17 protein-coding genes are annotated in these 23,244 nt (G+C 65.3%); 5 read left to right on the forward strand and 12 right to left on the reverse strand.

The window, feature by feature from the left end:
• Positions 1-87: 87 nt before the first annotated feature.
• A complete protein-coding gene (locus AAFX91_RS22310) occupies positions 88-1,116 on the reverse strand; it encodes an NAD(P)/FAD-dependent oxidoreductase (protein ID WP_130582207.1) in 1,029 nt (342 codons plus the stop codon).
• A gap of 178 nt (positions 1,117-1,294) precedes the next feature.
• Between AAFX91_RS22310 and AAFX91_RS22315 the strand changes: the two genes are divergently transcribed.
• Complete coding sequence (locus AAFX91_RS22315; protein ID WP_130582206.1) at positions 1,295-1,759, forward strand: thioesterase family protein; 465 nt, start codon at positions 1,295-1,297, stop codon at positions 1,757-1,759.
• Here the strand turns inward: AAFX91_RS22315 and AAFX91_RS22320 are convergent.
• Together AAFX91_RS22320 and AAFX91_RS22325 are read right to left on the reverse strand one after the other, a co-directional pair.
• Positions 1,756-2,076: a 2Fe-2S iron-sulfur cluster-binding protein gene (locus AAFX91_RS22320; protein WP_130582205.1), complete on the reverse strand. Its 321-nt coding sequence runs from the start codon at positions 2,074-2,076 to the stop codon at positions 1,756-1,758. The two genes, AAFX91_RS22315 and AAFX91_RS22320, sit on opposite strands and share 4 nt — an antisense overlap.
• A 139-nt stretch (positions 2,077-2,215) precedes the next feature.
• Positions 2,216-2,593: an Hpt domain-containing protein gene (locus AAFX91_RS22325; protein WP_130582204.1), complete on the reverse strand. Its 378-nt coding sequence runs from the start codon at positions 2,591-2,593 to the stop codon at positions 2,216-2,218.
• 391 nt (positions 2,594-2,984) lie between these two features.
• On the opposite strand from AAFX91_RS22325, the gene AAFX91_RS22330 reads away from it, so the two are divergent.
• Entirely contained in the window at positions 2,985-8,840 is a 5,856-nt protein-coding gene (locus AAFX91_RS22330) for a negative regulator of septation ring formation (RefSeq protein WP_394567915.1), read from the forward strand.
• A 306-nt stretch (positions 8,841-9,146) separates the two neighbouring features.
• Here AAFX91_RS22330 and AAFX91_RS22335 read toward each other — a convergent pair whose 3' ends face one another.
• The 3 genes from AAFX91_RS22335 to AAFX91_RS22345 form a co-directional block, all read right to left on the reverse strand.
• On the reverse strand, positions 9,147-9,998 hold the full coding sequence (locus tag AAFX91_RS22335) for an MlaD family protein (RefSeq protein ID WP_394567917.1): 852 nt from the start codon (positions 9,996-9,998) through the stop codon (positions 9,147-9,149).
• Positions 9,999-10,115: 117 nt separating this feature from the next.
• Complete coding sequence (locus AAFX91_RS22340; protein WP_130583978.1) at positions 10,116-10,889, reverse strand: ABC transporter ATP-binding protein; 774 nt, start codon at positions 10,887-10,889, stop codon at positions 10,116-10,118.
• A gap of 2 nt (positions 10,890-10,891) precedes the next feature.
• On the reverse strand, positions 10,892-12,025 hold the full coding sequence (locus AAFX91_RS22345; RefSeq protein ID WP_130583981.1) for an ABC transporter permease: 1,134 nt from the start codon (positions 12,023-12,025) through the stop codon (positions 10,892-10,894).
• Between the two features lie 137 nt (positions 12,026-12,162).
• Here AAFX91_RS22345 and dgcA point away from each other — a divergent pair, with 137 nt between their 5' ends.
• Positions 12,163-13,170 (forward strand): N-acetyl-D-Glu racemase DgcA, encoded by a 1,008-nt coding sequence (gene dgcA / locus AAFX91_RS22350; protein WP_394567918.1) that lies wholly within the window; start codon positions 12,163-12,165, stop codon positions 13,168-13,170.
• Positions 13,171-13,195: 25 nt separating this feature from the next.
• On the opposite strand, the gene AAFX91_RS22355 is transcribed toward dgcA, so the two are convergent.
• Entirely contained in the window at positions 13,196-14,395 is a 1,200-nt protein-coding gene (locus tag AAFX91_RS22355; RefSeq protein ID WP_130582824.1) for an MFS transporter, read from the reverse strand.
• A 165-nt stretch (positions 14,396-14,560) separates the two neighbouring features.
• On the opposite strand from AAFX91_RS22355, the gene AAFX91_RS22360 reads away from it, so the two are divergent.
• Positions 14,561-15,658 carry a hypothetical protein gene (locus tag AAFX91_RS22360; RefSeq protein ID WP_349644918.1) on the forward strand — a complete coding sequence of 366 codons (1,098 nt, stop codon included), beginning with the start codon at positions 14,561-14,563 and terminating at the stop codon, positions 15,656-15,658.
• 187 nt (positions 15,659-15,845) lie between these two features.
• A complete protein-coding gene (locus tag AAFX91_RS22365; RefSeq protein WP_130582822.1) occupies positions 15,846-17,615 on the forward strand; it encodes a metallophosphoesterase in 1,770 nt (589 codons plus the stop codon).
• Here AAFX91_RS22365 and AAFX91_RS22370 read toward each other — a convergent pair.
• The 5 genes from AAFX91_RS22370 to thiD all read right to left on the reverse strand — a co-directional run bounded on the left by AAFX91_RS22370 (position 17,612) and on the right by thiD (position 23,026).
• Positions 17,612-18,652: an AI-2E family transporter gene (locus AAFX91_RS22370; protein ID WP_130582821.1), complete on the reverse strand. Its 1,041-nt coding sequence runs from the start codon at positions 18,650-18,652 to the stop codon at positions 17,612-17,614. The genes AAFX91_RS22365 and AAFX91_RS22370 overlap by 4 nt on opposite strands.
• A gap of 238 nt (positions 18,653-18,890) precedes the next feature.
• Positions 18,891-19,880, reverse strand: a complete 990-nt coding sequence (locus tag AAFX91_RS22375) for a threonine/serine dehydratase (RefSeq protein WP_394567921.1) — start codon at positions 19,878-19,880, stop codon at positions 18,891-18,893.
• Between the two features lie 204 nt (positions 19,881-20,084).
• Entirely contained in the window at positions 20,085-21,155 is a 1,071-nt protein-coding gene (locus AAFX91_RS22380; RefSeq protein WP_130582819.1) for a glycosyltransferase family 1 protein, read from the reverse strand.
• Entirely contained in the window at positions 21,152-21,964 is an 813-nt protein-coding gene (locus AAFX91_RS22385) for a UDP-2,3-diacylglucosamine diphosphatase (protein WP_028163613.1), read from the reverse strand. Before AAFX91_RS22385 ends, AAFX91_RS22380 begins: the two co-directional genes overlap by 4 nt.
• A 261-nt stretch (positions 21,965-22,225) precedes the next feature.
• Positions 22,226-23,026 carry a bifunctional hydroxymethylpyrimidine kinase/phosphomethylpyrimidine kinase gene (gene thiD, locus AAFX91_RS22390; RefSeq protein WP_130582818.1) on the reverse strand — a complete coding sequence of 267 codons (801 nt, stop codon included), beginning with the start codon at positions 23,024-23,026 and terminating at the stop codon, positions 22,226-22,228.
• Positions 23,027-23,244: the final 218 nt, after the last annotated feature.

The following is a 23,244-nucleotide window of genomic DNA, read 5'->3' on the forward strand; positions in this document are numbered from 1 at the left end:
CATCATGCGCTCCGTCTATCAAACGGAGCAGCCCCTTCCAACTAAGCACGTGGTCCCACAATCGGGGTCCATTTCAGTTGATTGGAATCAACCGACTCCGAGTTTCTTCTGCAGGCTCGATGACGACGTCGTGTACTGGAACACAAGCCGCTTGTCCGGATAGACATAACGGTGCGCCTTCTGCGCCATCAGCGCGCCCTCGTGGAAACCGGACAGGATCAGCTTCAGCTTGCCGGGATAGGTGTTGATATCCCCGATCGCGAAAATGCCGGACATGTTGGTCTCGAAGGCGGCGGTGTCGACCGGCACCAGATTGTTCTCCAGCGCCACGCCCCAGTTCGCGACCGGACCGAGCTTCATCGTGAGCCCGAAGAACGGCAGCATGGTATCGCACTCGACCTTCGTAATTGCGTTGTCGTTGCCCTTCACCGTCGCCGCCGCAAGCCTGCCCGCCCCGCCTTCGAGGCCGGTGACCTGGCCGAGCTTCAGGTCCATCTTGCCATCGGCAACGAGCGCGCGCATCTGCTCGACGCTGTGGGGCGCGGCGCGGAATTCGTCGCGTCGATGCAATAGCGTGATGCGCTTGGCGACCGGGTGCAGGTTGAGGGTCCAGTCGAGCGCTGAATCGCCGCCGCCGACGATCAGGATGTTCCGGTCGCGGAACTGCTCCATTTTGCGCACGGCGTAAAACACCGAGCTGCCTTCATAGGCCTCGATGCCCGGCACCGGCGGCCGCTTCGGCTGGAACGATCCGCCGCCGGCGGCGATCACCACCACCTTGCATTCGAACACCTTGCCCGCATCGGTCTTCACGCGGAAGGCGGGATCGCCGACCTTCTCGATCGTCTCCACCATCTCGTTCAGATGGAAGGTCGGGTGGAACGGCTTGATCTGCTCCAACAGCGACTCCGTCAGCCCCTGGCCGGTGACGAACGGGATGCCGGGAATGTCGTAGATCGGCTTCTCCGGATAGAGCTCGGCGCATTGGCCGCCGATCTTGTCGAGGATGTCGACCACATGGGTCTTCATGTCGAGGAGGCCCAGTTCGAACACGGCAAACAGTCCGCAAGGACCCGCGCCGATAATCAACACGTCGGTTTTGATCGCTTCGCTCATATCCGCTTCTTTGTCAGTTGAGTACGAAATGGGAAGGCTGCCGGCCGAGCCAGGACGACCTGATCGGGGACGGCCTGATCGGGAACGCCATAATAGGGGCGGCAAGCGCCGCGGCAACCCCTTGCCGCAACTCGACAACTAGGCTGTAACGGGCTGAACCACCTTGGAGATTGTGCAAGTGAATGCCCCGATCCGTTCCGACGCCACGCCGCGCCTGGAAGACTATCCCTATCGGCTGTCAGACAATGTGCGCTTCGCCGACCTCGATCCCAATGGGCACGTCAACAATGCGGTCTATGCGAGCTATTTCGAGACCGGCCGCGTCACGCTGATGAAGGATCCCAGCAAGGGATTGGTGCCGGACGGGCTCGCCTGGATCATGGTGCGGCTCGACACCCATTTCCGCGCTGAGCTGCACTGGCCCGGCACGATCGAGCTCGGACTCGGCGTCGTGAAGTTCGGACGAACCTCGGTGACGTTCGATCAGGTCGTGTTCTCGCAAGGTCGATGCGTGGCCTCGGCGCAGGCGGTGACGGTACTGATCGACGAAACCACGCGCAAGCCGGTTCCGCTGACGGATGAAGTGAAGGCTAACCTAAAGCGCTGGATCCGCCGCGGCCTTGATATGGATCAATTGGATTAGGCCTGCCGTTCCGGCGTCGTCACCACGAGCCCGTCAAGGTCGTCGGTGACCTTGATCTGGCAGGACAGACGCGAATTCGGCCGCACGTCGAAACCGAAATCCAGCATGTCCTCTTCCATCGGCGTGGGCGCGCCGACCTTCTCGCGCCAGGCTTCGTCGATATAGACATGGCAGGTCGCACAAGCGCAGGCGCCGCCGCATTCGGCCTCGATGCCCGGAACGCCATTGCGGATTGCGCCTTCCATCACGGTCGCGCCGTTCTCCACCTCGATGGTGCGTCTTTCCCCGGAATGGTCGACATAAGTTATCTTGGCCATGATCGCTCGTGCTGCCGGAATACGGATCTGGATGAGGTCCCCGGCAGTCCCTATAACGGGTCGATCCCGCGAGCGCCAGCGGCCGGGCCCCCTCACGCAAAACCTTTTGACGCGAATTTGTTGCCGGTCAATTCGGGTTTTAAGGGTCGCCGAGGATGGCCTCGATCGCGTTCCGCGCCCGCGCGACCGCGTCAGTGAGCGCCGCCAGCGGCCCCTCCGGCTCGGCGCCACTCGTCAGGACGTGTTCCAGCCCGGCGGCAGCATCCGCGACAGCGAAAGCGCCGATCGCGCGTGCCGATCCCTTCAACTTGTGCGCCAGTTCGCGCGCATCCTGTGGGAGGGTGGCCAGGGCCGCGATCAGCTTGGCCGATTGCGCCACGAATAACGAAAGCACCTCGCGCTCGAGAGCGGCGTCGCCGAGCGACATGCGCGCAAGATGTGCGAGATCGATCGGGCCGTCACCGGGGGCGAGCGGCGGCGAAGCTATCCATTGGGTCCGTTCGAGGTGACGCGGCATGGCCTGATCCAGGGACCGGCCACTACCTCCTTTTCGGTAGGGCCGTTTGGGCGTCACCCAATCACGGAAATAGTTAACGGATCGTTGGCCAAATTTGCCTCAACTTTGCCCTTTTTCAGACAAAGTAGAACCTCAATGGGCGTCAGCTCGGGGGATTTATGTGGAAGCATAAGGCCTTATGGCACAAACCTGTTAACGATGATTAAGAATGTCTTAATCGCGGCCATTTCATTCGCATCGCTCAACCAATAGGATGTTTCCGGATGTAGCGGACAAGCGGCCGACGGGCGTGCTTGCGTACCGCTTTACGGGGACGGGACGGCTCGAGCTTGCGGGGGACAATGTTCGCAAGATCGCCGACGCGTATTAGTTGAGAGGGCTCAGACTTAACATGGCGAACAATCCCAAGAAGGTGAAAGATCCCACCGAAGTCGCACTGTCTGCCATTCAGGAAGCTCTGAACATCGGTGAGAACAGTGCCGAGCCCAACCGCGATGTGATCAGTACCAGTAGCGGCGAAGCCGCGCCGCCGGCGATGCCTGCTGCGACCACGCCCTTCCCCGAAACTCCGTTCGAGACGCGTCCGAGCGGCGAGCGATCGGTGTTCGAACCGATCGAGGAGCAGCGCGGCCCCCGGCGCGCCGCCAATGACGACCGCGAGGCGATCGGACAGCTCCTGCAGGCGCTGCAGAAGGGCAGCCCTACCCGTAACGTCTACACCTTTGCGTCGATCTTCACCGGCGTCTGGCTGGTCGGCTGCGGCCTACTCACGGTGAGCTTCCTGTCGTCGCTGCAGGCCGCGATCGGCCAGAGCGGCGGCGTCCTGGTGCTGGCGGGCCTCGCCTGCCTGTTCCTCGCGCCCGTGCTGCTGTTCTACTTCCTCGCGAGCCTCGCCTGGCGCGGGCAGGAGATGCGGATGATCGCGCAATCGATGGCGCAGGTCGCGATCCGCTTCTCTGAGCCCGAAGGGGCGGCGAGCGATTCCATGGTCACGGTCGGACAGGCGATCCGCCGCGAGGTCGCGGCGATGGGTGACGGCATCGAGCGCGCGATTGCGCGCGCCGGCGAACTCGAGACGCTGGTCGCCAACGAGGTCTCGGCGCTGGAGCGCGCCTATTCCGACAACGAGGTGCGCATCCGCGCGCTGTTGCAAGACATCGCCCACCAGCGCGACAATCTGGTCGGACAGGCCGAGCAGGTGCGCAGCGCCATTTCCGGCGTGCAGATCGACCTGCGCCACGACATCGCGCTGATCTCGGATGCGATCGCCTCGCGCGTCGACGAAGTCGCAAAGAGCATCACCGGCGCGCTGGAAGAGCGCGGCCAGCACATCACCCAGGCACTGAGCCACGCCGGCGACAACATGATCCTCGCGCTCGGCGAGCGCGGCGGCGACCTGCTCGACCGGCTCGAGGAAGCCAGCTCCGAGACCACGCGCGCGGTGCTCGATGCCTCCGAGCGGCTGACGAGCAGCCTCAACTTCAAGACCGGCCACGTCCACGACGAATTCGTCGACCTCGCCGACCGCGTCCATGAGATGCTGAACGAGCGCATCGACCGCATCACCGGCGAATTCGAGCAGCGCGCCGTGAGCGTTGTCGAGGGCATCTCCGAGCGCACCGAACTGGCGCACGATTCCCTGAAGAATTCCTCCGACTCGCTCCTGCTCGAGCTCGAGCTGCGCAGCGGCGACCTCGTCACCAAGATCGACGAGGCCGGCAATCGGCTGGCCAGCCACATCCTCACCTCCGGCGACAAGGCGGGCGAAGTGCTCGACGTCACCGTCAATTCGCTGGTTGCCAGGGTGGTGAGCCAGACCGAGACCGCGCACGACTCGCTCTCGCTGCAGATGAGCGCCTTCGACGAACTGGTGAAAAACCAGGGCTCGGACCTGGCGGAGAAGTTCGCCCGCGACTCCGGCACGCTTGGCGCGCTGATCACCCGCCACATCGCGGAATTCGACCGCACCGTGAAGATGTTCGGCGGCGAGATCGTCGAGCGCATGGGCCAGCGCACCGAGGACATCGCCAACACGCTGAAGGACTATGTCGACAATTTCGACACCCGCCTCACCTCCAACAGCGGCGAGATCACGGCGACCCTCGACCAGCGCCTCTTGCAGTTCGAGACCACGCTCGGCGACCGCGTCACCAGCCTTGACTCGTCGCTCGACAGCAAGCTCGCCATGTTCGACAACGCGCTCAGCGGCCGCGTCAACACGCTCGACAGCTCGCTGGAGAACCGGCTCGGCACGCTCAACGCCTCGCTCGAGACCCGGCTTGGCTTCCTCGACAACTCGCTCGACGGCCGCCTCAAATGGCTCGACGAGTCGATCGATGACCGCCTGAAGTCGCTGGAACAGACCTTCGACACTCGCACCAGCTCGGTCACCCAAACGATCGATGGCCGGCTCGGCATGCTCTCGACCTCGCTCACCGAAGGCGCGGCGCAGGCGATCCAGTCGATCGACTCCCGCCTCGGCCTGCTCACCTCCTCGCTCACCGACGGCGCCGCGCAGGCGATCGAGGCGCTCGATCGCCGCATCGCCAGCGTCACCGAAACCGTGGACGGCCGCAGCGCGCATCTGACCGACACCATCTCGGCCCGGTTCCTGGAAATCCACCAGGGCATCGAGACCCGCGTTGGCGCCATCGCCGGCGACATCGACACCCGCGTGGCGCAGTTCGAGGACCTCCTGGGCTCGCGCGTCGAGGCGGTCGCGGGCCGCATCGAAAGCAGCGGACGCCAGGCCAGCGACGAGCTGATGGCGCGCGCTGAACTGCTCTCCTCCGGCATCAAGTCGCATGTCGAGGACGCGGAGCGCTCGCTCACCAACCTGGTAGTCAACACCAGCGAGACCATCCAGACCGGCGCGCGCACCGCGCAGCAGTCGCTGCTGACGGTCTCCTCCGACGTCGGCGCGCAGCTCAAGCTCACCGCCGGCGAAGTGGAGGCCGCGCTGACCGCAGTCGGCGCCGGCGCCGCAAGCTCGATCCTGTCCAGCGCCCGCGATGCCCAGGCCTCGCTGATGGCGGCCACGGGCGAGGTCGCCTCCCAGGTCAAGGCGCTGTCGACCGATGTCGAGCGCACCCTGCAGACCGTCGGCAGCGCGACCGCTGCCTCGATCCTGTCGGGAGCACGCGAGGCCCAGACTGCGCTGGTCAGCGCCTCCACCGACGCGGCAAGCCAGGTCAAGTTGCTGGCCGTCGACGTCGAGCGCTCGCTGACGCTCGCCGGCACCGCCACCGCCGAAGCCGTCACGACCGGTGCGCGCGAAGCGCAGAACACGCTGATCGCGGCATCGACCGACATCACGAACCAGATCAAATCGCTGGCGGGCGATGTCGAACGCTCGCTCACGCTTGCGGGCGGCTCGACGGCGGAAGCAGTCGTTGCCAGCGCACGCGAGGCCCAGAGCACGCTGACGACAACCTCGACCGACATCACCACCCAGGTGAAGGCACTCTCGGTCGATGTGGAGCGCTCGTTGTCTGCCGCAGGCACATCGACGGCCGAGGCAGTCCTGAGCAGCGCCCGTGAGGCGCAGAACAGGCTCACGTCGGCCTCGACCGAGGCGGCAAACCTGGTCCGAACGCTAACCGCCGACGTGCAGAGCTCGCTGGTTGCGGCCTCAACCGACGCTGCAAACACGGTCACGACGCTGACTGCCGACATGCAGCGCTCGCTATCCATGGCCGGCACGGCCACCGCGGAGTCGATCACCTTAGGCGCGCGCGAGGCCCAGAACACGCTGGTTGCCGCGTCAACCGAAGCCGCAACCACCGTCAAGGCGCTGGTCGCTGACGTGCAGCGCTCGCTGTCCATGGCCGGCGCGGCCACCGCGGAGTCGGTCACCTCAGGCGCGCGCGAGGCCCAGAACACGCTGGTTGCCGCATCGACCGAAGCTGCAAACAGCGTCACGACGCTGGTCGCTGACATGCAGCGCTCGCTGTCGATGGCTGGCGCTGCTACCGCGGAGTCGATCACCTCGGCTGCCCGCGACGTTCAGAGCACACTGATCACCGGATCGTCGGAGGCAGCCAACCACGCCAAGTCGCTGGCGATCGATATCGAGCGGACACTGACCGCAGTCGGCGCCGACACCGCCGCGGCCATCCTGAGCAGCGCGCGCGAGGCGCAGACCTCGTTCACGTCGACCTCCGCCGACGCGGCAAATCAGATCCAGGCCATCTCGGTCCAGATCGAGCGCTCGCTCGCTGTCGTCACGGCGAACACCACCGACACGATCCAGACCTCGGCGCAGAACGCGCACAGCTCGCTGGTCGCCGCCGCCAACGAGGTCTCCTCGAAGGTCAAGACGACGTCCGCCGACATCGAGCGTTCGGTGCTCGCCGCCTCCAGCCAGTTCGGCTCGACCATGACCGGCAAGACCGACGAGATCGTCACCTATGTGCAGCAGCAGGCCGAGCGGCTGGCACACATGGTCGATACCCGTCGCGGTACACTGGTGGAAGCGCTCACCAACAAGAGCGCGCAGCTCGCCACCGATATCGACCGCGCCACCGCGGACGCGCTGAAGTCGATCGAGATGCGCGGCCATACCTTCGCGCAGACGATGGCGAGTCACGGCACCGAAGTCGCGCGCAACATCACCTCCGCCGGCGACCTTGCGACCGGCGCGGTGGCGAAGTCGCTGAAGGACCTCGAACACTCCTCGCGCGCGGCGATCGACCAGTCGCGCCAGGTCTCGATTGCCGCCGTCACCGAGATGCAGGAGACAAGCAAGATCCTGCGCACGGATACGGTCGCGCTGTTCGAGCGGCTGCGTGAGGGCAACATCCTCTTGCAGGAGGTGCTCACCGGCGCCCACGACAACCTCAACTCGCTCGAGCGCGCGCTCGTGACCCGCGTCGCCGACTTCGTCTCGGCGATGAACGACGTCACCTCGCGCAACGGCGTTGCGACCCAGACGCTGGAAGACCAGCTCACCGTGTTCAACAGCAAGACCCAGAAGGCGCTGGAGGACCTCGGCGAGCTCTCGACCCAGTTCGACACCCACGGCCGCGCATTGGTCGAAGCCGCCGCATTGGTGGAACAGAGCAACCGCAACACCACGGGCTCGATCGCCGAACGCAAGGCGACGCTGGAATCGCTGGTCACCACCATCGACCTGCGCACCACCGATCTCGACCAGCGGCTGTCGCGCTTCACCGGCCTGCTCGATGAATCGCTCGCCGCGGCCGAGGAGCGGGCGCGCGACATCGCCCGCGTGGTGGCGGAGACCGCCGGCGCCGGTTCGGCGGCGATCAGCCGGCAGTTCGAGGCCGTGCGCACTGCGGCCGAGAACGAGCGGCAGCAGACGCTCGACGCGATGAGCGACCTGTACCAGCAAAGCACCCAGGAAACGGATGCGATGTTCAAGGAATCGACGGAGAAGTTCTCCGCGATGGTGCAGTCGATGAAGCAGATGGCGGCCGAGATGCACAACGAGCTCGAGGCAACCCGCACCGAGCTGCGCCGCGGCGTGCTCGAGATGCCGCAGGAGGCCGCGGAGAACACCGCTCAGATGCGCAAGGTGATCGTCGACCAGATCGAGGCGCTGGCCGAACTCAACCGCATCGTGGCCCAGCACGGCCGCGTGCTCGACGTCGCGACCAATAGCCGGGCCAGCGCGCAGCGCCAGGAAGAGACCGTGATGGCCGCTGCCGCCGGCGGTCGCACAAGCGATGTCCGCATGCGCGGCGACTATGGCAGCGCATCGACCCTGCCGCCGCCGGACCTCGGCGTGCCGGCGCCGGCCTCGCGCCGCACCGAGGCGCCGCCGGTCAGCCCGGCGACGCCCCCGGATAACGGCCGTGACGGCTGGCTGTCGGACCTGCTCAACCGCAGCGAGACCCCTGCCCCCGCGCCCCGCGAAGCGCCGCGTCCCCGTCCGCAGGCTGCCGCCGCCAATCCGCTGGAATCGCTGTCGCTCGACATCGGCCGGCTGATGGACCGCAACCTCGCGGCCGAGATGTGGGATCGCTACCAGCGCGGCGAAAACAAGGCGTTCAGCAAGCGGCTCTACACGCCGGCCGGCCAGAAGGCCTTCGACGAGGTCGCCCGCAAATACCGCTCCGATCGCGGCTTCAAGCAGACGGTCGACCGCTACATCGCCGAGTTCGAGCGGCTGCTCGACGAAGTCGCCCGCGACGACCGCGGCCCGCAGTCGCTGCGCAACCACCTCACCTCGGAGACGGGTCTGGTGTACACCCTGCTCGCGCATGCCGCGGGGCGGTTGGGGTGAGACGCGAATAGCGAGTGGCGAATAGCGAAACGGAGGCCTTCGGCCTCCGTTTTTGTTTTCGTCGCAATGACGGCGGAGGCAATCTCTCTCCGTCATGCCCCGCGAAGGCGGGGCATCCAGTAGCCGGCGGCCTCTCGACTCAGGCCGAGACGCCTCTGGAATACTGGATCGTCCGCCGGAGCCTGTCATCGGGCGGCGCTTTGCGCCGACCCGGTGGCGGACGATGACAGCGAAGGAATAGGAGTTGTCCGCACTCGGGAACAGCTACTGCCGCCTGCGCGGACGATGATGGCGGCGCAGCGACTACTACCGCCGCGGCCCCGGCTTCGGCGCTGGCTCGGGCACGCTGCTGCTGCCGGCGCCGAACAACAGCCGGGTCGGGTTGCGGTCGAGGTTGTTCACGGCGCGGCTGATGTCGCCGAGCGTCCTGCGGCCGTCGGCCATCAGCGCGCCGGAGCGCTTGTCGTAATCTTCGGCGAGTTCGCGGATCGATTTCACCATCGCGGCCAGTTCGCCGCCGCGATCACCGCCGGCGATGCTGTTGAGGCCGAGCATGAGGTTGTCGGCCTTGCCCATCACGCCGTCGACCCTCAGCATCACGTTGTCGATCTTCTCGGAATTGCGCGCGAGCGCCGCGGTGAAGGTTTCGAGATTGCGCAGCGAGTTCTTCACCGACTCTTGATTGTCGGCGACGATGCGGTTGACGTTCTGCAGCGTCGCGCGGATCGCTTCGGTGACGTCCTGCAGCGCCCTGGGATCGGCGGTCAGCACAGGGATGCCGTCCTCATCGAGCGGCACCGGAGGCGCGGTCTCCTCGCCGCCCTTCAGCGAGATCGCGGCAACGCCCGTCAGCCCCTGGAATTCGAGGCCGACCAGGGTGTCCTTGCGGATCGGCGCGCTGTTCTCGACCATCGCGAATGCGACCACGCGACGTGGATTGTCGAGCCTTACCGAGATGACTTCCCCTATCCTGATACCATTAAAATTGACGTTGCCGCCGTTGCGCAGACCCGAGGCCGGGCCTTCAAAGATCACCCGCAAGGGGCTGCGCTGCTTGGTGGTATGCAGGCTCTGGAACCAGAGCACGAAGCCGAACGCAGCCGCGATCACCGCCAGCGTGAAGGCGCCGATCAGGACATAGTTCGCCCGGGTTTCCATCGATGACTCCAGCTACTCGTCCAAGCTCAGGCTCCGCCGTGGCGGAACCGTCACTGATCCTTTTCTTTCGCGCATGATCTTGTCCGAAAACCGGTTTCCACCTGTCGGGACCATGCGCTAGCCGATGACGGCGCGGGCGCGTTTGCCATGGAAATATTGCCGCAGCCAAGGGTGCTGCGATGCCTGCATGTCGGCGATCGATCCTGCGGCAATGATCTTACCGTTCCCTAAAACGGCGATGCGGTCGCACGCGGTATATAGGCTGTCGAGGTCGTGGGTTACCATGAAAACGGTCAACCCCAAAGTCCGCTGCAGGGTGCGCACCAGTTCGTCGAACTCGCCGGCGCCGATCGGGTCCAGGCCCGAAGTCGGCTCATCCAGGAACACGAGCTCGGGATCGAGCGCGAGCGCGCGTGCCAGCGCTACGCGCTTGATCATGCCGCCGGAGAGCTCAGAAGGATAGCGGTCGGCGACCTCGGGTTTCAGCCCGACCATCACGAGTTTCGCCACCATGATCTCGTCCAAGAGCCGCTGCGAGACCCTCAGATATTCGCGCACCGGAAACTGGATGTTCTGCCGCACGGTGAGCGAGGAGAACAGCGCGCCCTGCTGGAACAGGACGCCCCAGCGCCGTTCGACCCGGCGCCGTTCGCTGGAACTGGCGGCATCGAGGTCGATGCCGAACACTTCGATGCGTCCCGACACCTTCGGCACCAGCCCGATGATGGTGCGCGTCAGCACCGACTTGCCGGCGCCGGAGGGCCCGACAAAGCCCAGGATCTCGCCGCGCTTCACATCGAGGTCGAGACCGTCGAGCACGCGGGTCCTGCCGAACTGCACCGTGACGTCGCGGACACGGATGATGGCGTCGGAAATGGGCTGCACCACCATGGTCACATCCCGATCGACGCGAAGAAGATCGCGAACACGCCGTCCATCACGATGACGAAGAAGATGCCCTTCACCACCGATGACGTCGTGTGCTGGCCGAGCGATTCCGCGCTGCCCTGCACCGCCAGCCCCTCGACGCAGGCGACGATGCCGATCACCGCCGCCATCACCGGCGCCTTGACCATGCCGACGATGAAATGATTGATCGAGATGGCGTCGCGCAGCCGCAGCAGGAACGCTTCCGGATCGACGCCGCCATAGAGCCAGGCGACAAGGCCGCCGCCATAAAGCGCGGCCATTGCGCCGAGAAAGACAAGGATCGGCAGCGCCAACACCAGCGCCAGCATGCGCGGCAACACCAGCACCTCGATCGGATCGAACCCCATGGTGCGCAGCGCGTCGATTTCTTCGCGCATCTTCATCGAGCCGAGCTCGGCGGTGTAGGCGCTGCCCGAGCGTCCGGCAACCATGATAGCAACGAGCAACACGCCGATCTCGCGCAGCACCAGCACGCCGAGCATGTCGACCACGAAGATGTCGGCGCCGAACCTGCGGAAATGAAAGATGCCTTGCTGCGCGATGATGCAGCCGATCAGGAAGGTGATCAGCACCACGATCGGCACCGCACGCCAGCACACCTGCTCCAGATGGTGGATGGTCGAGGTCAGGCGGAACGAGCGCGGGCGGATCAAGACGTGCCCGCTCGCGACAAGCACGGCGCCGAGCATGTCGACCAATCCGATGATCGTGCCACCGATGCCGACCACCACCCGGCCGATCTGGTCCAGCATGGCCGTGATCGAAACCGGGCCGGTTTCGGCCTCCGGCGTTTCCTTCACCCGCTGCACCTCGTCGACCAGGCTCGAATAGTTTTCTGAGAGCCCGGCGATGATCGCCTCGCCGCCACCGTGGCTCAGGCTGCGCCTGAGCCGCTCGATCAACCAGGCGCCGAAGGTGTCGAGCTTGGAGACCTGGGAGACGTCGATGAAGATGTCAGGACGGGTGCCGCGGAGTTTTTCCGCATCCGCCACCATCCGCTCCAGCACGGGCGCAAAACGGGCCGTCCACGGCCCTGCGGCGCACAGGGCAAGGCCGTCGCTCTGTGCTATCCGTTCCAGTGTCGGGTCGCCGTTCAAAATGCCCACCCCAGGCTGGTTGGCTCGCTCGAAAGATAGGAATTCGAACGCCGCATTGCCTTGTAGAATCTGGCCCTAACCAGCCATAGTTGGTAGCGCCCCGCAAGCGCACGGTCCAGAAATTGCGAGATTTTGAAATGACTTCCAGCCGATCCGCGCGCCTAACGCGACAGCTTGCCGCCTTTATCGAGCGTTGGCCGATCGCGGGCGCCTTCACCATCAGCCGGGGCGCCAAAACCGAGGCCGTTACCGTCGTGGCCGAGGTCAGCCTGGACGGGCTGACCGGCCGCGGCGAGTGCGTGCCCTACCCGCGCTACGGCGAAACGCCGGAGGCGACGCTTGCGGCGATCCAGGCGATGCAGGAGCCCCTTGCGGCCGGCATGGACCGGCAGGCCCTGCAGGCGCAAATACCGCCAGGCGCCGCCCGTAACGCGCTGGATTGCGCCCTGTGGGACCTCGAGGCCAAGCGGGCCGGCAGCCGGATCTGGAACCTGCTCGGACGCGGCGCGCCAGCCCCCTGCATCACGGCCTACACGATCTCGCTGGGGACGCCGGAAGCGATGGCGGAAGCGACCGCCAGGGCCGCGCACCGGCCGCTGCTCAAGATCAAGCTCGGCGGCGACGGCGATGGCGCGCGTATCAAGGCGGTGCGCAGGGCGGCGCCGAACGCCGAACTGATCGTCGACGCCAATGAGGCCTGGACGACGGACAACCTCACCGACAACCTCGCCGCCTGCGCGGACGCCGGCGTCACGCTGGTGGAGCAGCCCCTGCCGGCCGGCAACGATGCGGCGCTGGCGCAGATCAAGCGGCCACTTGCGGTCTGCGCCGACGAAAGCGTGCATGCACGCGCCTCGCTGGAGGGGCTCCGTGACCGCTACGACGCGGTCAACATCAAGCTCGACAAGACCGGCGGCCTGACCGAAGCGCTCGCGATGGCGGATGCCGCGCAGGCGCTCGGCTTTGACATCATGGTCGGCTGCATGGTCGCGACCTCGCTCGCTATGGCGCCGGCGATGCTGCTCACGCCACAGGCGCGCTTCGTCGATCTCGATGGCCCCTTGTTGCTCGCGCGCGACCGCGACCATAGGCTGCGTTACGACGGCAGCCTCGTCTATCCGGCGGAGGCCGCGCTCTGGGGCTGATGGAGCCCCTTTTTGACGCGTTTTCTTAACGCGAACCGGTACCCACTTCGCTTGAAAACGCTATCCGGTGCCGCCCCAGCCACATCACGAGTGCACCTGACGCTGCCATTGCCGCCATCAGGTAATAGACGCCCTGGCCGTAGCGGGCATAGACGACGCCGCACAGGATCGAGGTGCTGCTCGAGACGATGCCGCTGCAGGCGGCAAGGTAGCCCTGCCCGCGCGCCATGATGTGCCCCGGCACCTGGCGCACCAAAAGCCCCATGATGCCGACCTGCGTCAGGCCGAAGGTCAGCCCATGCGTGAGTTGCACGACGGCCAGGATCGGAAGCGGCGGATCCTGTGCGGTGATCACCCAGCGCGCGACCCCGGCCAGTGCGCCGATCACGACTAGCATCGCCGGGGCCAGCGTGAGGCGCGGCGATACCGCAAACAGCACGATTTCCGCGAGCACGCCGAGCGACCACAGCGCTGCAATCGTGAGCCCGCCGAGGCCAGCCTGCTTCCAGACGATGGAGGCAAAGATATAGTAGGCGACATGGCTGCCCTGGATCAGCGCGGAAGCTGCGATGATCGCAAGAAAGCCGCGATCGCGCAGCAGCGCGACGCCGCCGCGCTGTGCGGTCTCGGCCCTCTTTGCGACCTCGAGCGGCCGCAGGCCTAAGCTCGTGAGCGCGCTAACTCCCGCTACGGCAGCGATGATCCAGATCAGGTGCTCCGCCGCGACTTCATCGACCAGCAACCCGCACAAGAGCGCGCCGACCACGAAGGCGGCCGAGCCCCACAGCCGCAGCGGCCCATAGTTCAGTCTGTAATGCGTCACGCCGCGCAGCGCATAGGCATCGGTGAGCGGCCCCGTCGGCGTCCACAGGCAGCAGGTGACGACGAAGACCAGGAATACCGGCAGCGCCTGGTGCTGGGTGCCGATGAGGGCAAATCCGAGCGCGGTCGCGGCCGCCGTGATCATGATGGCGCCGCGCAGCATCCGCCGCCGCTCGGCAAGGGACGTGATCAGCGGCAGCACGGTGAAGCGGGTCACCGCGGGCACCGCCGTGATGATGCCGATCCAGGACGCCTCGATCCCCACCGCCTTCAGCCAGAGCGGGAAGAACGGCAGATAGGTGCCGAGCATCCCGAACATGGTCCCGTAAAAGGTTCCGAGGCGAGCCGCGAATCGCTTAGCATCCGCTTGCGGCGCTGCAGGAATTTGTGATTCGGAAGCCATCAATCCAATTGCGATTCGCCTGATATCGTGGTGTTCGTTATCGCAGCGCGCCGCAATTTGCGCGACGAGATTTGCATGGCCAACGAAGCATTCGCCCTTTCGCCGATCACAGCCCGCCCGGTGCAGCCGGGCGAGGATGATTACCACGCGATCAGCGAAGCCTTCATGGAGACGGCGCGCGGCCGCTGGTTCCTCTCCGAATATGCCAAGCGCAACCGCAACGCCGACACCCGCCTGGTGCTGGATGCGGTGGCCCGGCTCGAGGAAACCCTCGCCACGCAGAGGCAGGCGGTCGAGCCGCCCGATTCGGGGCCGGCGATAGCCGAGGCCATCGCCGCGATCCGCGACGCGGTGGAGGCCGCGCAGGCATCTGCGGCCGAAGCGCTCGATAGCCTGGAGCTGGAGCAGAAGCTTACCCCGGTGCGCAAGGGCGCGCGGGTGATCCGCGAGATCGCGTGGCGGCTGCGCGAGATCGGCAATGACGGACGCATCTGCGACCTCATCGATTCCCAGGTCGTCGCGATCGAGAACGGCGCCGCGCAGATTTCATCCGAGGACGCGAAGGCCGCGCTGGATGCCGCCTTCGCACCGATTGTGCAACGCCTCGCCCAGTTCTCCGAGGCCGATGAGACGCCCGCGCCGAGCGCCGAAGCGCCGGTGGCTCCCTCACCCGCACCTGCACCGAAGAGCCCCGCGGAGGAGCGCTCCTTTCACGTGGTAGAGGTCGAGGCTCTACCGGAGGCGCCGGCCGTCGCAGAGACGGTCGCCGCACCTCCCGCGCCGGAAGCCGCGGAAGAGACCATCACCGTCGCGGACGCGGAAGCCGCGCTCGCCGTCGCCGAGGCCGCGCTGGCGGAGGCTGAAGCCATCGAGCTTGCTCGCGCCACCGACGAAGCTGCCGCCGACGCTCATGACGAGGCCGTGCTCGACATGATCGCGATGGAGATGGGCGCGCCCGACCCGTTCGACGTTGAGGACGCCACGGCAGCGATCGCCGAAGAGCCACCTGTTGAACTCGAAGCACCGCCCGCGCCGGAAATCGTGCCGCAGGCGCCTGAGCTTGCCGCCGCGCTGCCGGAACCGCGGTTCGAGCTTCCGCCGCAGCCCACCTTCGTCGCGCCGCCCGAGCCTCCGGTCGAAATCTCGCTCGGCTCCACCATCATTGCCAACGGCATCGTCAAGAAGCCGAGCGCTGCCGCCAACGATCCGCTCGCACCTATCCGCCGCATGAGCCAGGCCGAGAAGATAGCGTTCTTCTCGTAGGCGCGAAAGCCGCTGTTGCGCGAGGAGACTCGCGTAGGGCGGCCGATGTCTCGTTACAAGAGTTGTGATAAAGTGGGCCGCACAGACATGCGCGGCTGCTAGCGTCCACGCACTCTGTGCCAACTGCGAGTGAAGCAACGCACGCGAAGGCCATCCTGGCGACAGGTGCAAGCGACGGACTCATATCATGAGGCGGTCGACATCGGCGGACGAACCGGAGGGCATTCAGCGCCGCCTGCTGCTTGATCCGCGCCACGGCGATGTCGAGGACGATGCCGCCAGCCCCGGACAGCGTTCGCTGCTTGCTATTGCCGGCAGCCTGCTCGTCGAGATTAGCCTGCCGAAGCTCTTGTTCGCGTGGACCGCGTTGCTCCTGCTGCCGGCCGCGCTGCTCGGCCTTGCGCCGCTCTTGGCTTCCGCCTGGCTTTCAATGTTGTCCGAAAAAATCCTGGTCCTGACGGAAATCGGCGCGGCGTTGATGCTGATCGCGATCGTTGCGCTCGGATGGTTCGCTTGGCGGCCGCTGTTGCGGATCGTCGAGATCAGTTTCTGGTCGCTCAACGCGCTCGCGGTGCAGCCGAGCTATGCGTTCTGCCGCGAGGCACTGCGCCACCTGACGGAACGGATCTGGCAAAACAGCCTGACTCCCACGTTGCGCATGCGACTGCGGCGTGCGTGCTCGCTCGGCGCCGGCATCCTGCTCAGCGCAGGTGCGGCATTGATCGCGATCCTGGTTTGGCCGGCCTCGCGATGGACTGCCGGCCTGATCGATCTGGCCCAAGGCCATCATCTCGTGATGACGACGCTGGCCAACGCCATCGTGCTCGTGTGCTGCTATCTCGCCGCGGCATCATTGGCCTGGGGTTTTGCGGATGCCAGCATGGATCAGCCGGCCGATCTTGCCGCGTTCGATATCCCCAGGTCCGATGCCCGCATCTGGCGCGTTGCGCATCTGTCCGATGTCCATGTCGTCGGCGAGCGATATGGCTTCCGCATCGAAAGCGGGCGCGCCGGCCCGCGCGGCAATGAGCGCCTCGCCGCCGTGCTTGCTCGTCTCGCCGCCATTCATGCCGCCGATCCGCTCGATCACGTGCTTATCAGCGGCGATATGACGGACGCAGGACGCGCAAGCGAATGGGCCGAATTCTTCGAGGCATTGTCAGAGCACCCTGATCTTGCAGGACGGACGATCATGCTGCCGGGCAATCATGACGTGAACATCGTCGATCGGGCCAACCCTGCACGGCTCGACTTGCCGTTCAGCCCCGGCAAGCGGCTGCGGCAAATGCGGACCCTGTCGGCGATATCGGCCATTCAGGGCGATCGGGTACGCCTCGTCGACAAGTCAGGCAAAGTCGCGGCCACGCTGGACGAGCTCCTCACGCCGCATAGCGAACAGATTGTTGCGTTCGCCGAACGCGGCGGCGTGCGTCGGGGCGCCGGGCTTCGCCGGCTGTTCGAGGACCAATTCCCGATGATCCTTCCCCCAGAGCAGGAAGAGGGTCTCGGAATAGCCATCCTCGACTCCAATGCCGAAACCCACTTCTCCTTTACCAACGCGCTCGGGCTGGTCTCTCTCGAACAGGTGCAGCGGCTGGAGGCCGCCATGAACTATTTTCCGAAAGCACGCTGGATCGTCGCGCTGCACCATCACCTCGCGGAATATCCCATGCCGACGACGAAGTTCTCCGAGCGCATTGGAACGGCATTGATCAATGGGAGCTGGTTCGTCCGTAGGCTGCAAGCCTTTGCCGATCGCGTCGTGGTGATGCACGGTCACCGCCACATCGATTGGATCGGTGCATGCGGCGCATTGAAAATCATCTCCGCCCCCTCGCCGGTGATGAACGCTGCCGATGATGCGCCAAGCTATTTCTACATCCACCGGCTAACTAGCGGTCAGGGCGGAACGCTTTGCCTTGCCGAACCCGAAAAGGTGGAGGTTATACGCAGCTAAGTCTTTGCCCGCTTCGCATCCGCCGGTCCTCCGAGCAGATCGGCGAGCCAGCGCGTCGATGGGTGCTCGGCAGAGAAGGTGAGAAGCGCAAGCGTGATTGGCACGCCGATGAAGGTGCCGAACAGGCCCCACAGGAAGGTCCACAAGAAGATCGCAAACAGCACGATGAACGGCGATATCGACAGCGTGTTGCCGGCGACGCGTGGCTCGACATAGCTGCCGACCACGAACTGGATGATGTTGAGGCAGGCAAAGACACCGAACACCGCCGGCCAGCTCTCGAATTGCGTCATGGCAAGCAGCGTGGGAAACAGCGTGGCGATGAAAGGGCCGATGAAGGGGATGTAGTTCAGCACGAAGGCGATCACGCCCCACTCGAACGCGAATGGCAATCCGGTAACGCCGGCGAAAAGGCCGACCAGAAGGCCCGTGACCGCGCTCATCTGCGTACGCACCAGCAGATATTTCCGAAATTTGGCCGCGGTCGCCGCACTGCCATTGAGCAACACGCGCGCCGCCGTGGTGTTTTCCAATCTGTCTATCCTTCGCTTGACGTCCTCGACCTCGAGCAACCCCAGCACGACATAGACGAGCGCGATCAGCCAGAAGCTCAGCGTGGTGTTGACGCGGCCGGTGACGTATTGCGTGGCGCGCAGCAGCCAGCCGACGTTGAAATGCTCGGCCCAAAGGCTGGCGACCTCGATGCCATGGCCATCAAGCCACACCACGGCTCGTTCATAGAATGTCTGATAGCGCGCCGCATCGGCGACCAGGAAATGGCCGACGCGGCCAAAGCCCCATGCAGCCAGCGAAGCGAAGGCAAGGCAGACCGCCACCGTGACCAGCATGGTGATCGCGAGCGCTGCGAGTTTTGGCATCCATGACTGCAGCCATTTCTGCGCCGGCCAAACGATCGCGATGATGAAGAGCGCCGCAGCCAGCGGCGCCAGCACGCTGCGCGCCTGGGATGCAGCCGCGCCGACGAGCACCACGGCGATGATGACGGTTGCAACCTTTTGCCCGGAGCCGTCCCCCATCCTGGATTCCTCCGACGTTGCGGCAGTCGAAGATTGTCAGTTGCTTCAATCGGCCGCAAGGGTGGTCAGAGGCCACGGGTTGGATGCCCCTCCATGCGCTGATTGCGCAGGCGCCGAAACGATGTTCAGCGCTGTAGCCCGGGTGGAGCGCAGCGTAACCCGGGAGCTCTGCATCGACGTCTACAGGAGGCCCCGGGTTGCGCTACGCTTCACCCGGGCTACAGAATCTCGGCCTTGTTCAGGCCACCAGCTTGGCGAACAGGTCGGCGTCGACATTGCCGCCGGAGAGAACGATGACGACGTTCTTGCCCTTGGCGTCGATGCGGCCGGCGAGCAACGCGGCAAGGCCGACGGCACCGCCGGGCTCGACCACCAGCTTCAATTCGCGATAGGCGAACGCCACCGCTGCGGCGACTTCCTCGTCAGAGGCTGACACGCCGCGCGCCAGCAGCTTGCTGTTGATCGCGAATGTCAGCTCGCCCGGCATCGCCGCCATCAGCGCGTCGCAGATGGTGCGGGCGGCGGCCGGATGCGGCTCACGATGTCCCGCCTGCAGCGATAGCGCGTGGTCGTCATAGCCCTTCGGCTCGGCGACGATCACCTGGGCTTGTGGGAACTGAGCCTTCACCGCTGTCGCGACGCCCGCGATCAGTCCGCCGCCGGACGCCGGCGCCACCACGATGTCGGGGTTAAGCCCAAGCGCGGCCATGTCCTCGGCGATCTCGCGGCCTGCGGTGCCCTGCCCTGCGATCACGAAGGGATCGTCGTAGGGACGCACCAATGTCGCGCCACGCTTGCTCGCAATGCCATTGGCGATCGCCTCGCGGTCCTCGCGGTCGCGGTCATAGAGCACGACCTCGGCGCCATAGGACTTGGTGCGCTCGCGCTTGGTGATGGGCGAGTCCGCCGGCATCACGATAGTCGCCTGCATGTTGAGGATCTTCGCCGCCGCGGCCACACCCTGGGCGTGGTTACCGGAGGAGAATGCGACGACCCCGCCGCCGCGCTGGGCCTGCGGGATCGACGACAGCTTGTTGAAGGCGCCGCGGAACTTGAACGAGCCGGTCCGCTGCAGCATTTCCGGCTTCAGGAACACCTTGGTCCCGGCGCGCTCGTTGAGGACGGGAAAGGACAGCAGCGGCGTGCGCACCGCGAACGGCGCGACCACCTTTGCGGCGGCTTCGATATCAGCCGCGTCGACGGATGGATTTGCGATGATTTCGGTCATACGCAATTTGTAACGCGGCCGCCGACAGGCCGGCAAGACGCTTCTGTGTGATGCACAGAAGGGGATTCGTAGCCCGGGTGGAGCGGAACGCGTAACCCGGGACCGCTGGTCAACGCCGATACAGAAGTCCCGGGTTGCGCGGAGCCTGTCATCGGGCGCGCGTTCGCGCGACCCGTTGGCTCCACCCGGGCTACGGGTCTCAGGCTAGGCTGCGAAATGCGGGTCCTCGGCCACGAATTCGGCTGGCTCGCTCTCGGGCGCGGATTCAGGCTCGACCGGCCGGAGATTGAGGGCGTGGTCGATAAAGACGCGCGCCGAGGCTTGCCAGGTGTGGCGCGCGGCAAAGTCGACGCAGACCCGCGCCGGGATGCTGAGCGCCTCCAGGCAGGCCTCGCGGAGGTCTTCCTTGAGCACGCCGACCGGCGCAGTACCGATCACGTCACGCGGACCGACCACTGGGAAAGCGGCGACCGGCAGGCCGCTCGCAAGCGCCTCCAGCAGCACCAAACCGAAGGTGTCGGTCCTGCTCGGGAACACGAACACATCGGCAGCGGCATAAATGCGCGCCAATTCCTCGCCGTGCCGTGCGCCCAGGAACACGGCGTCGCGGTATTTCCGCTCCAGTGCCGGACGCGCCGGCCCGTCGCCGACAACGACTCTGGTGCCCGGCAGATCGAGGTCGAGGAAGGCTTCCAGGTTCTTCTCGACCGCCACCCGGCCGACGCTCAGGAAAACCGGTGCCGGAAGACAGAGGTCGACATGGCGCGGATGGAACAGCGCGGTATCGACGCCGCGCGACCACAGCACCACATTGCGAAAACCGCGCGAGCGCAGTTCGGCGGCGAGCGCCGGGGTTGCCGCCATCACCGCCTGGCTCGGCCGATGGAACCAGCGCAACAGCCGCCAGATCCAGCTTTCCGGGATCGGCGAGCGCGCCGAGACATAGTCGGGAAAGCGGGTGTGAAAGCTCGTGGTGAACGGCAGGCCGCGCTTGCGGCAATAACGGCGCACCAACAGGCCGATCGGACCTTCGGTGGCGATGTGGATGCTGTCAGGCTTGTCCTGCTCGATCAGCGCGGCAATCGCGGCCGGATGCGGCAAGGCCAGCCTGAGGTCGCGATAGCTCGGCATCGCGAAGGTGCGGAACGATTGCGGTGTGAGAAATGCGATCTCAACGCCGAGGCCCTTTGCCGCCTCGGCCATCATGGTCAGCGTCCGAACCACCCCATTGACCTGGGGATGCCATGCGTCGGTCGCGACCAGGATTTTTGTCATGCGGCGCGCGCCGTGACCCGTGGAACTGGTGCGATGCGCCGGACCGGATCGGTCCAGGTGATGATCTCGAAGCGGCCGTCCTCATGCTCGGCCAGCGCCGTGCAGCTCTCGACCCAGTCGCCGCAATTCATGTAGCGGATGCCGTGCTCGTCGCGGATGGTCGCATAGTGGATGTGGCCGCAGATCACGCCGTCGCAGCCATGGCGACGCGCTTCGCTGGCTAGCGTGGTTTCGAACGCGCCGATATAGTTCACCGCCTTCTTGACCTTCAGCTTCGCCCATTGCGACAGCGACCAATAGGGCACGCCGAACATGCGGCGGAAGAAGTTGACGAAGCGGTTCATCTGGATCGCGAAGTCGTAGGCCTTGTCGCCGAGATGGGCGAGCCAGCGCGCATTCTGCACCACGAGGTCGAAGATATCGCCGTGGATCACAAGGTAGCGCTTGCCGTCGACGCCGGTGTGGATGGTGTTCTCCATCACATCGATGCCGCCGAAATGCGTGCCGTAGTATTTACGCAGGAACTCGTCGTGATTGCCGGGGATGTAGATGACCTTGGCGCCCTTGCGCGCCTTGCGCAGCATCTTCTGCACGAAGTCGTTATGGGTCTGGGGCCAGTGCCAACTCGACTTCAGCGCCCAACCGTCGACGATGTCGCCAACCAGGTAGATCGTGTCGGCATCGTGAGAGCGCAGGAAATCCAGCAATCGGTCGGCTTGCGACCCGCGGGCTCCGAGATGGACATCGGAGATAAACAACGTGCGAAAGCGCCGCTCGGGGCTCTCTTCACTGAAAGAGTCGCTTCCCATACCTGTGCACCTAACAAATCCCTGTGACAGGGCGATGACGATTCGTCGCAGCCAACGGTCCCACCAGAATCAGCTATGCGCCCCTTTGAAATGCGGATAACAGCGCCATGCGACAATCTGGCGACACGAGGGGCCGTGGATGTACGGAACGAGGCCTGTAGCCCGGATGAAGCGAAGCGCAATCCGGGATAAGCGCCTCCAAGGCGCGCAAAGGCCCCGGATTACGCTGCGCTCCATCCGGGCTACGGCGTTGCGGGTCGTCTAATAAAATCTGTGAAAATGATGCACCGGCCCGTGGCCGTGGCCGACGGTGAAACGATCGGCGGCTTCGATCGCGGCGCTGATCCAGCGCTTGGCATTGCGCACGGCTGACGTCACGTCTTCGCCCTTGGCAAGCTCAGCTGCGATCGCTGACGACAATGAGCAGCCGGTGCCATGGGTGTTTGCGGTGTTGATGCGTGGCGCCGCGAGCACGATCGCGCTGTCGGCATCGACGAGATAGTCGATGCTCTCGCTGCCCTGCCCGTGCCCGCCCTTGATCAGCACCGCCTGACAGCCGAGCGCAAGCAGCCGCCTGCCCTGGCTCTCGATGGCGGCCTCGTCTGCGGCCATCGGTTCATCGAGCAGTGCTGCGGCTTCCGGCAGGTTCGGGGTGATCAACGACGCAAGCGGGATCAATCTCGTGCGCAGCGCATCGACCGCCTCCGCGGCAAGCAGGCGATCGCCCGAGGTTGCAACCATCACCGGATCGAACACGACATGCTTCGGCGACCAGCGCTCGAGCCCGGCCGCGATCGCATCGATGATCGAGAGCTCGGCGACCATACCGATCTTGACCGCGCCGACCGCGAGATCGGAGAACACTGCATCGATCTGCGCGGTCACGAACTCGGCCGGCACCTGGTGGATGCCGCGCACGCCCATCGTGTTCTGCGCGGTCAGCGCGGTGATGACGGAGGCGCCGTAGACGCCGAGCGCGGCAAAGGTCTTCAAATCCGCCTGGATGCCGGCACCGCCAGAGGAATCCGAACCGGCAATGGTAAGTGCGATCGGCGTCGTCATCGGAAAGCTGCCACGCAGTAGACGATCATGAGTTGTCCTAGGTTTGATCATCCCTTGTCGAATCGAGCGGAGACCTGGACTTCACCTCGCCCCGCTTGCGGTAGGGGAATCGCATATGGCCTTAGGGGGTATTGCATAGCAGGAGCGAATTGGATTCTTCGGGTGTCTCCCGATTCCCGAAGGAGACCAAGATGCGCAATCTCAGGCGCATGTTTCGA

It is taken from the genome of Bradyrhizobium sp. 31Argb, from assembly GCF_043638955.1.
Lineage (GTDB): Bacteria > Pseudomonadota > Alphaproteobacteria > Rhizobiales > Xanthobacteraceae > Bradyrhizobium.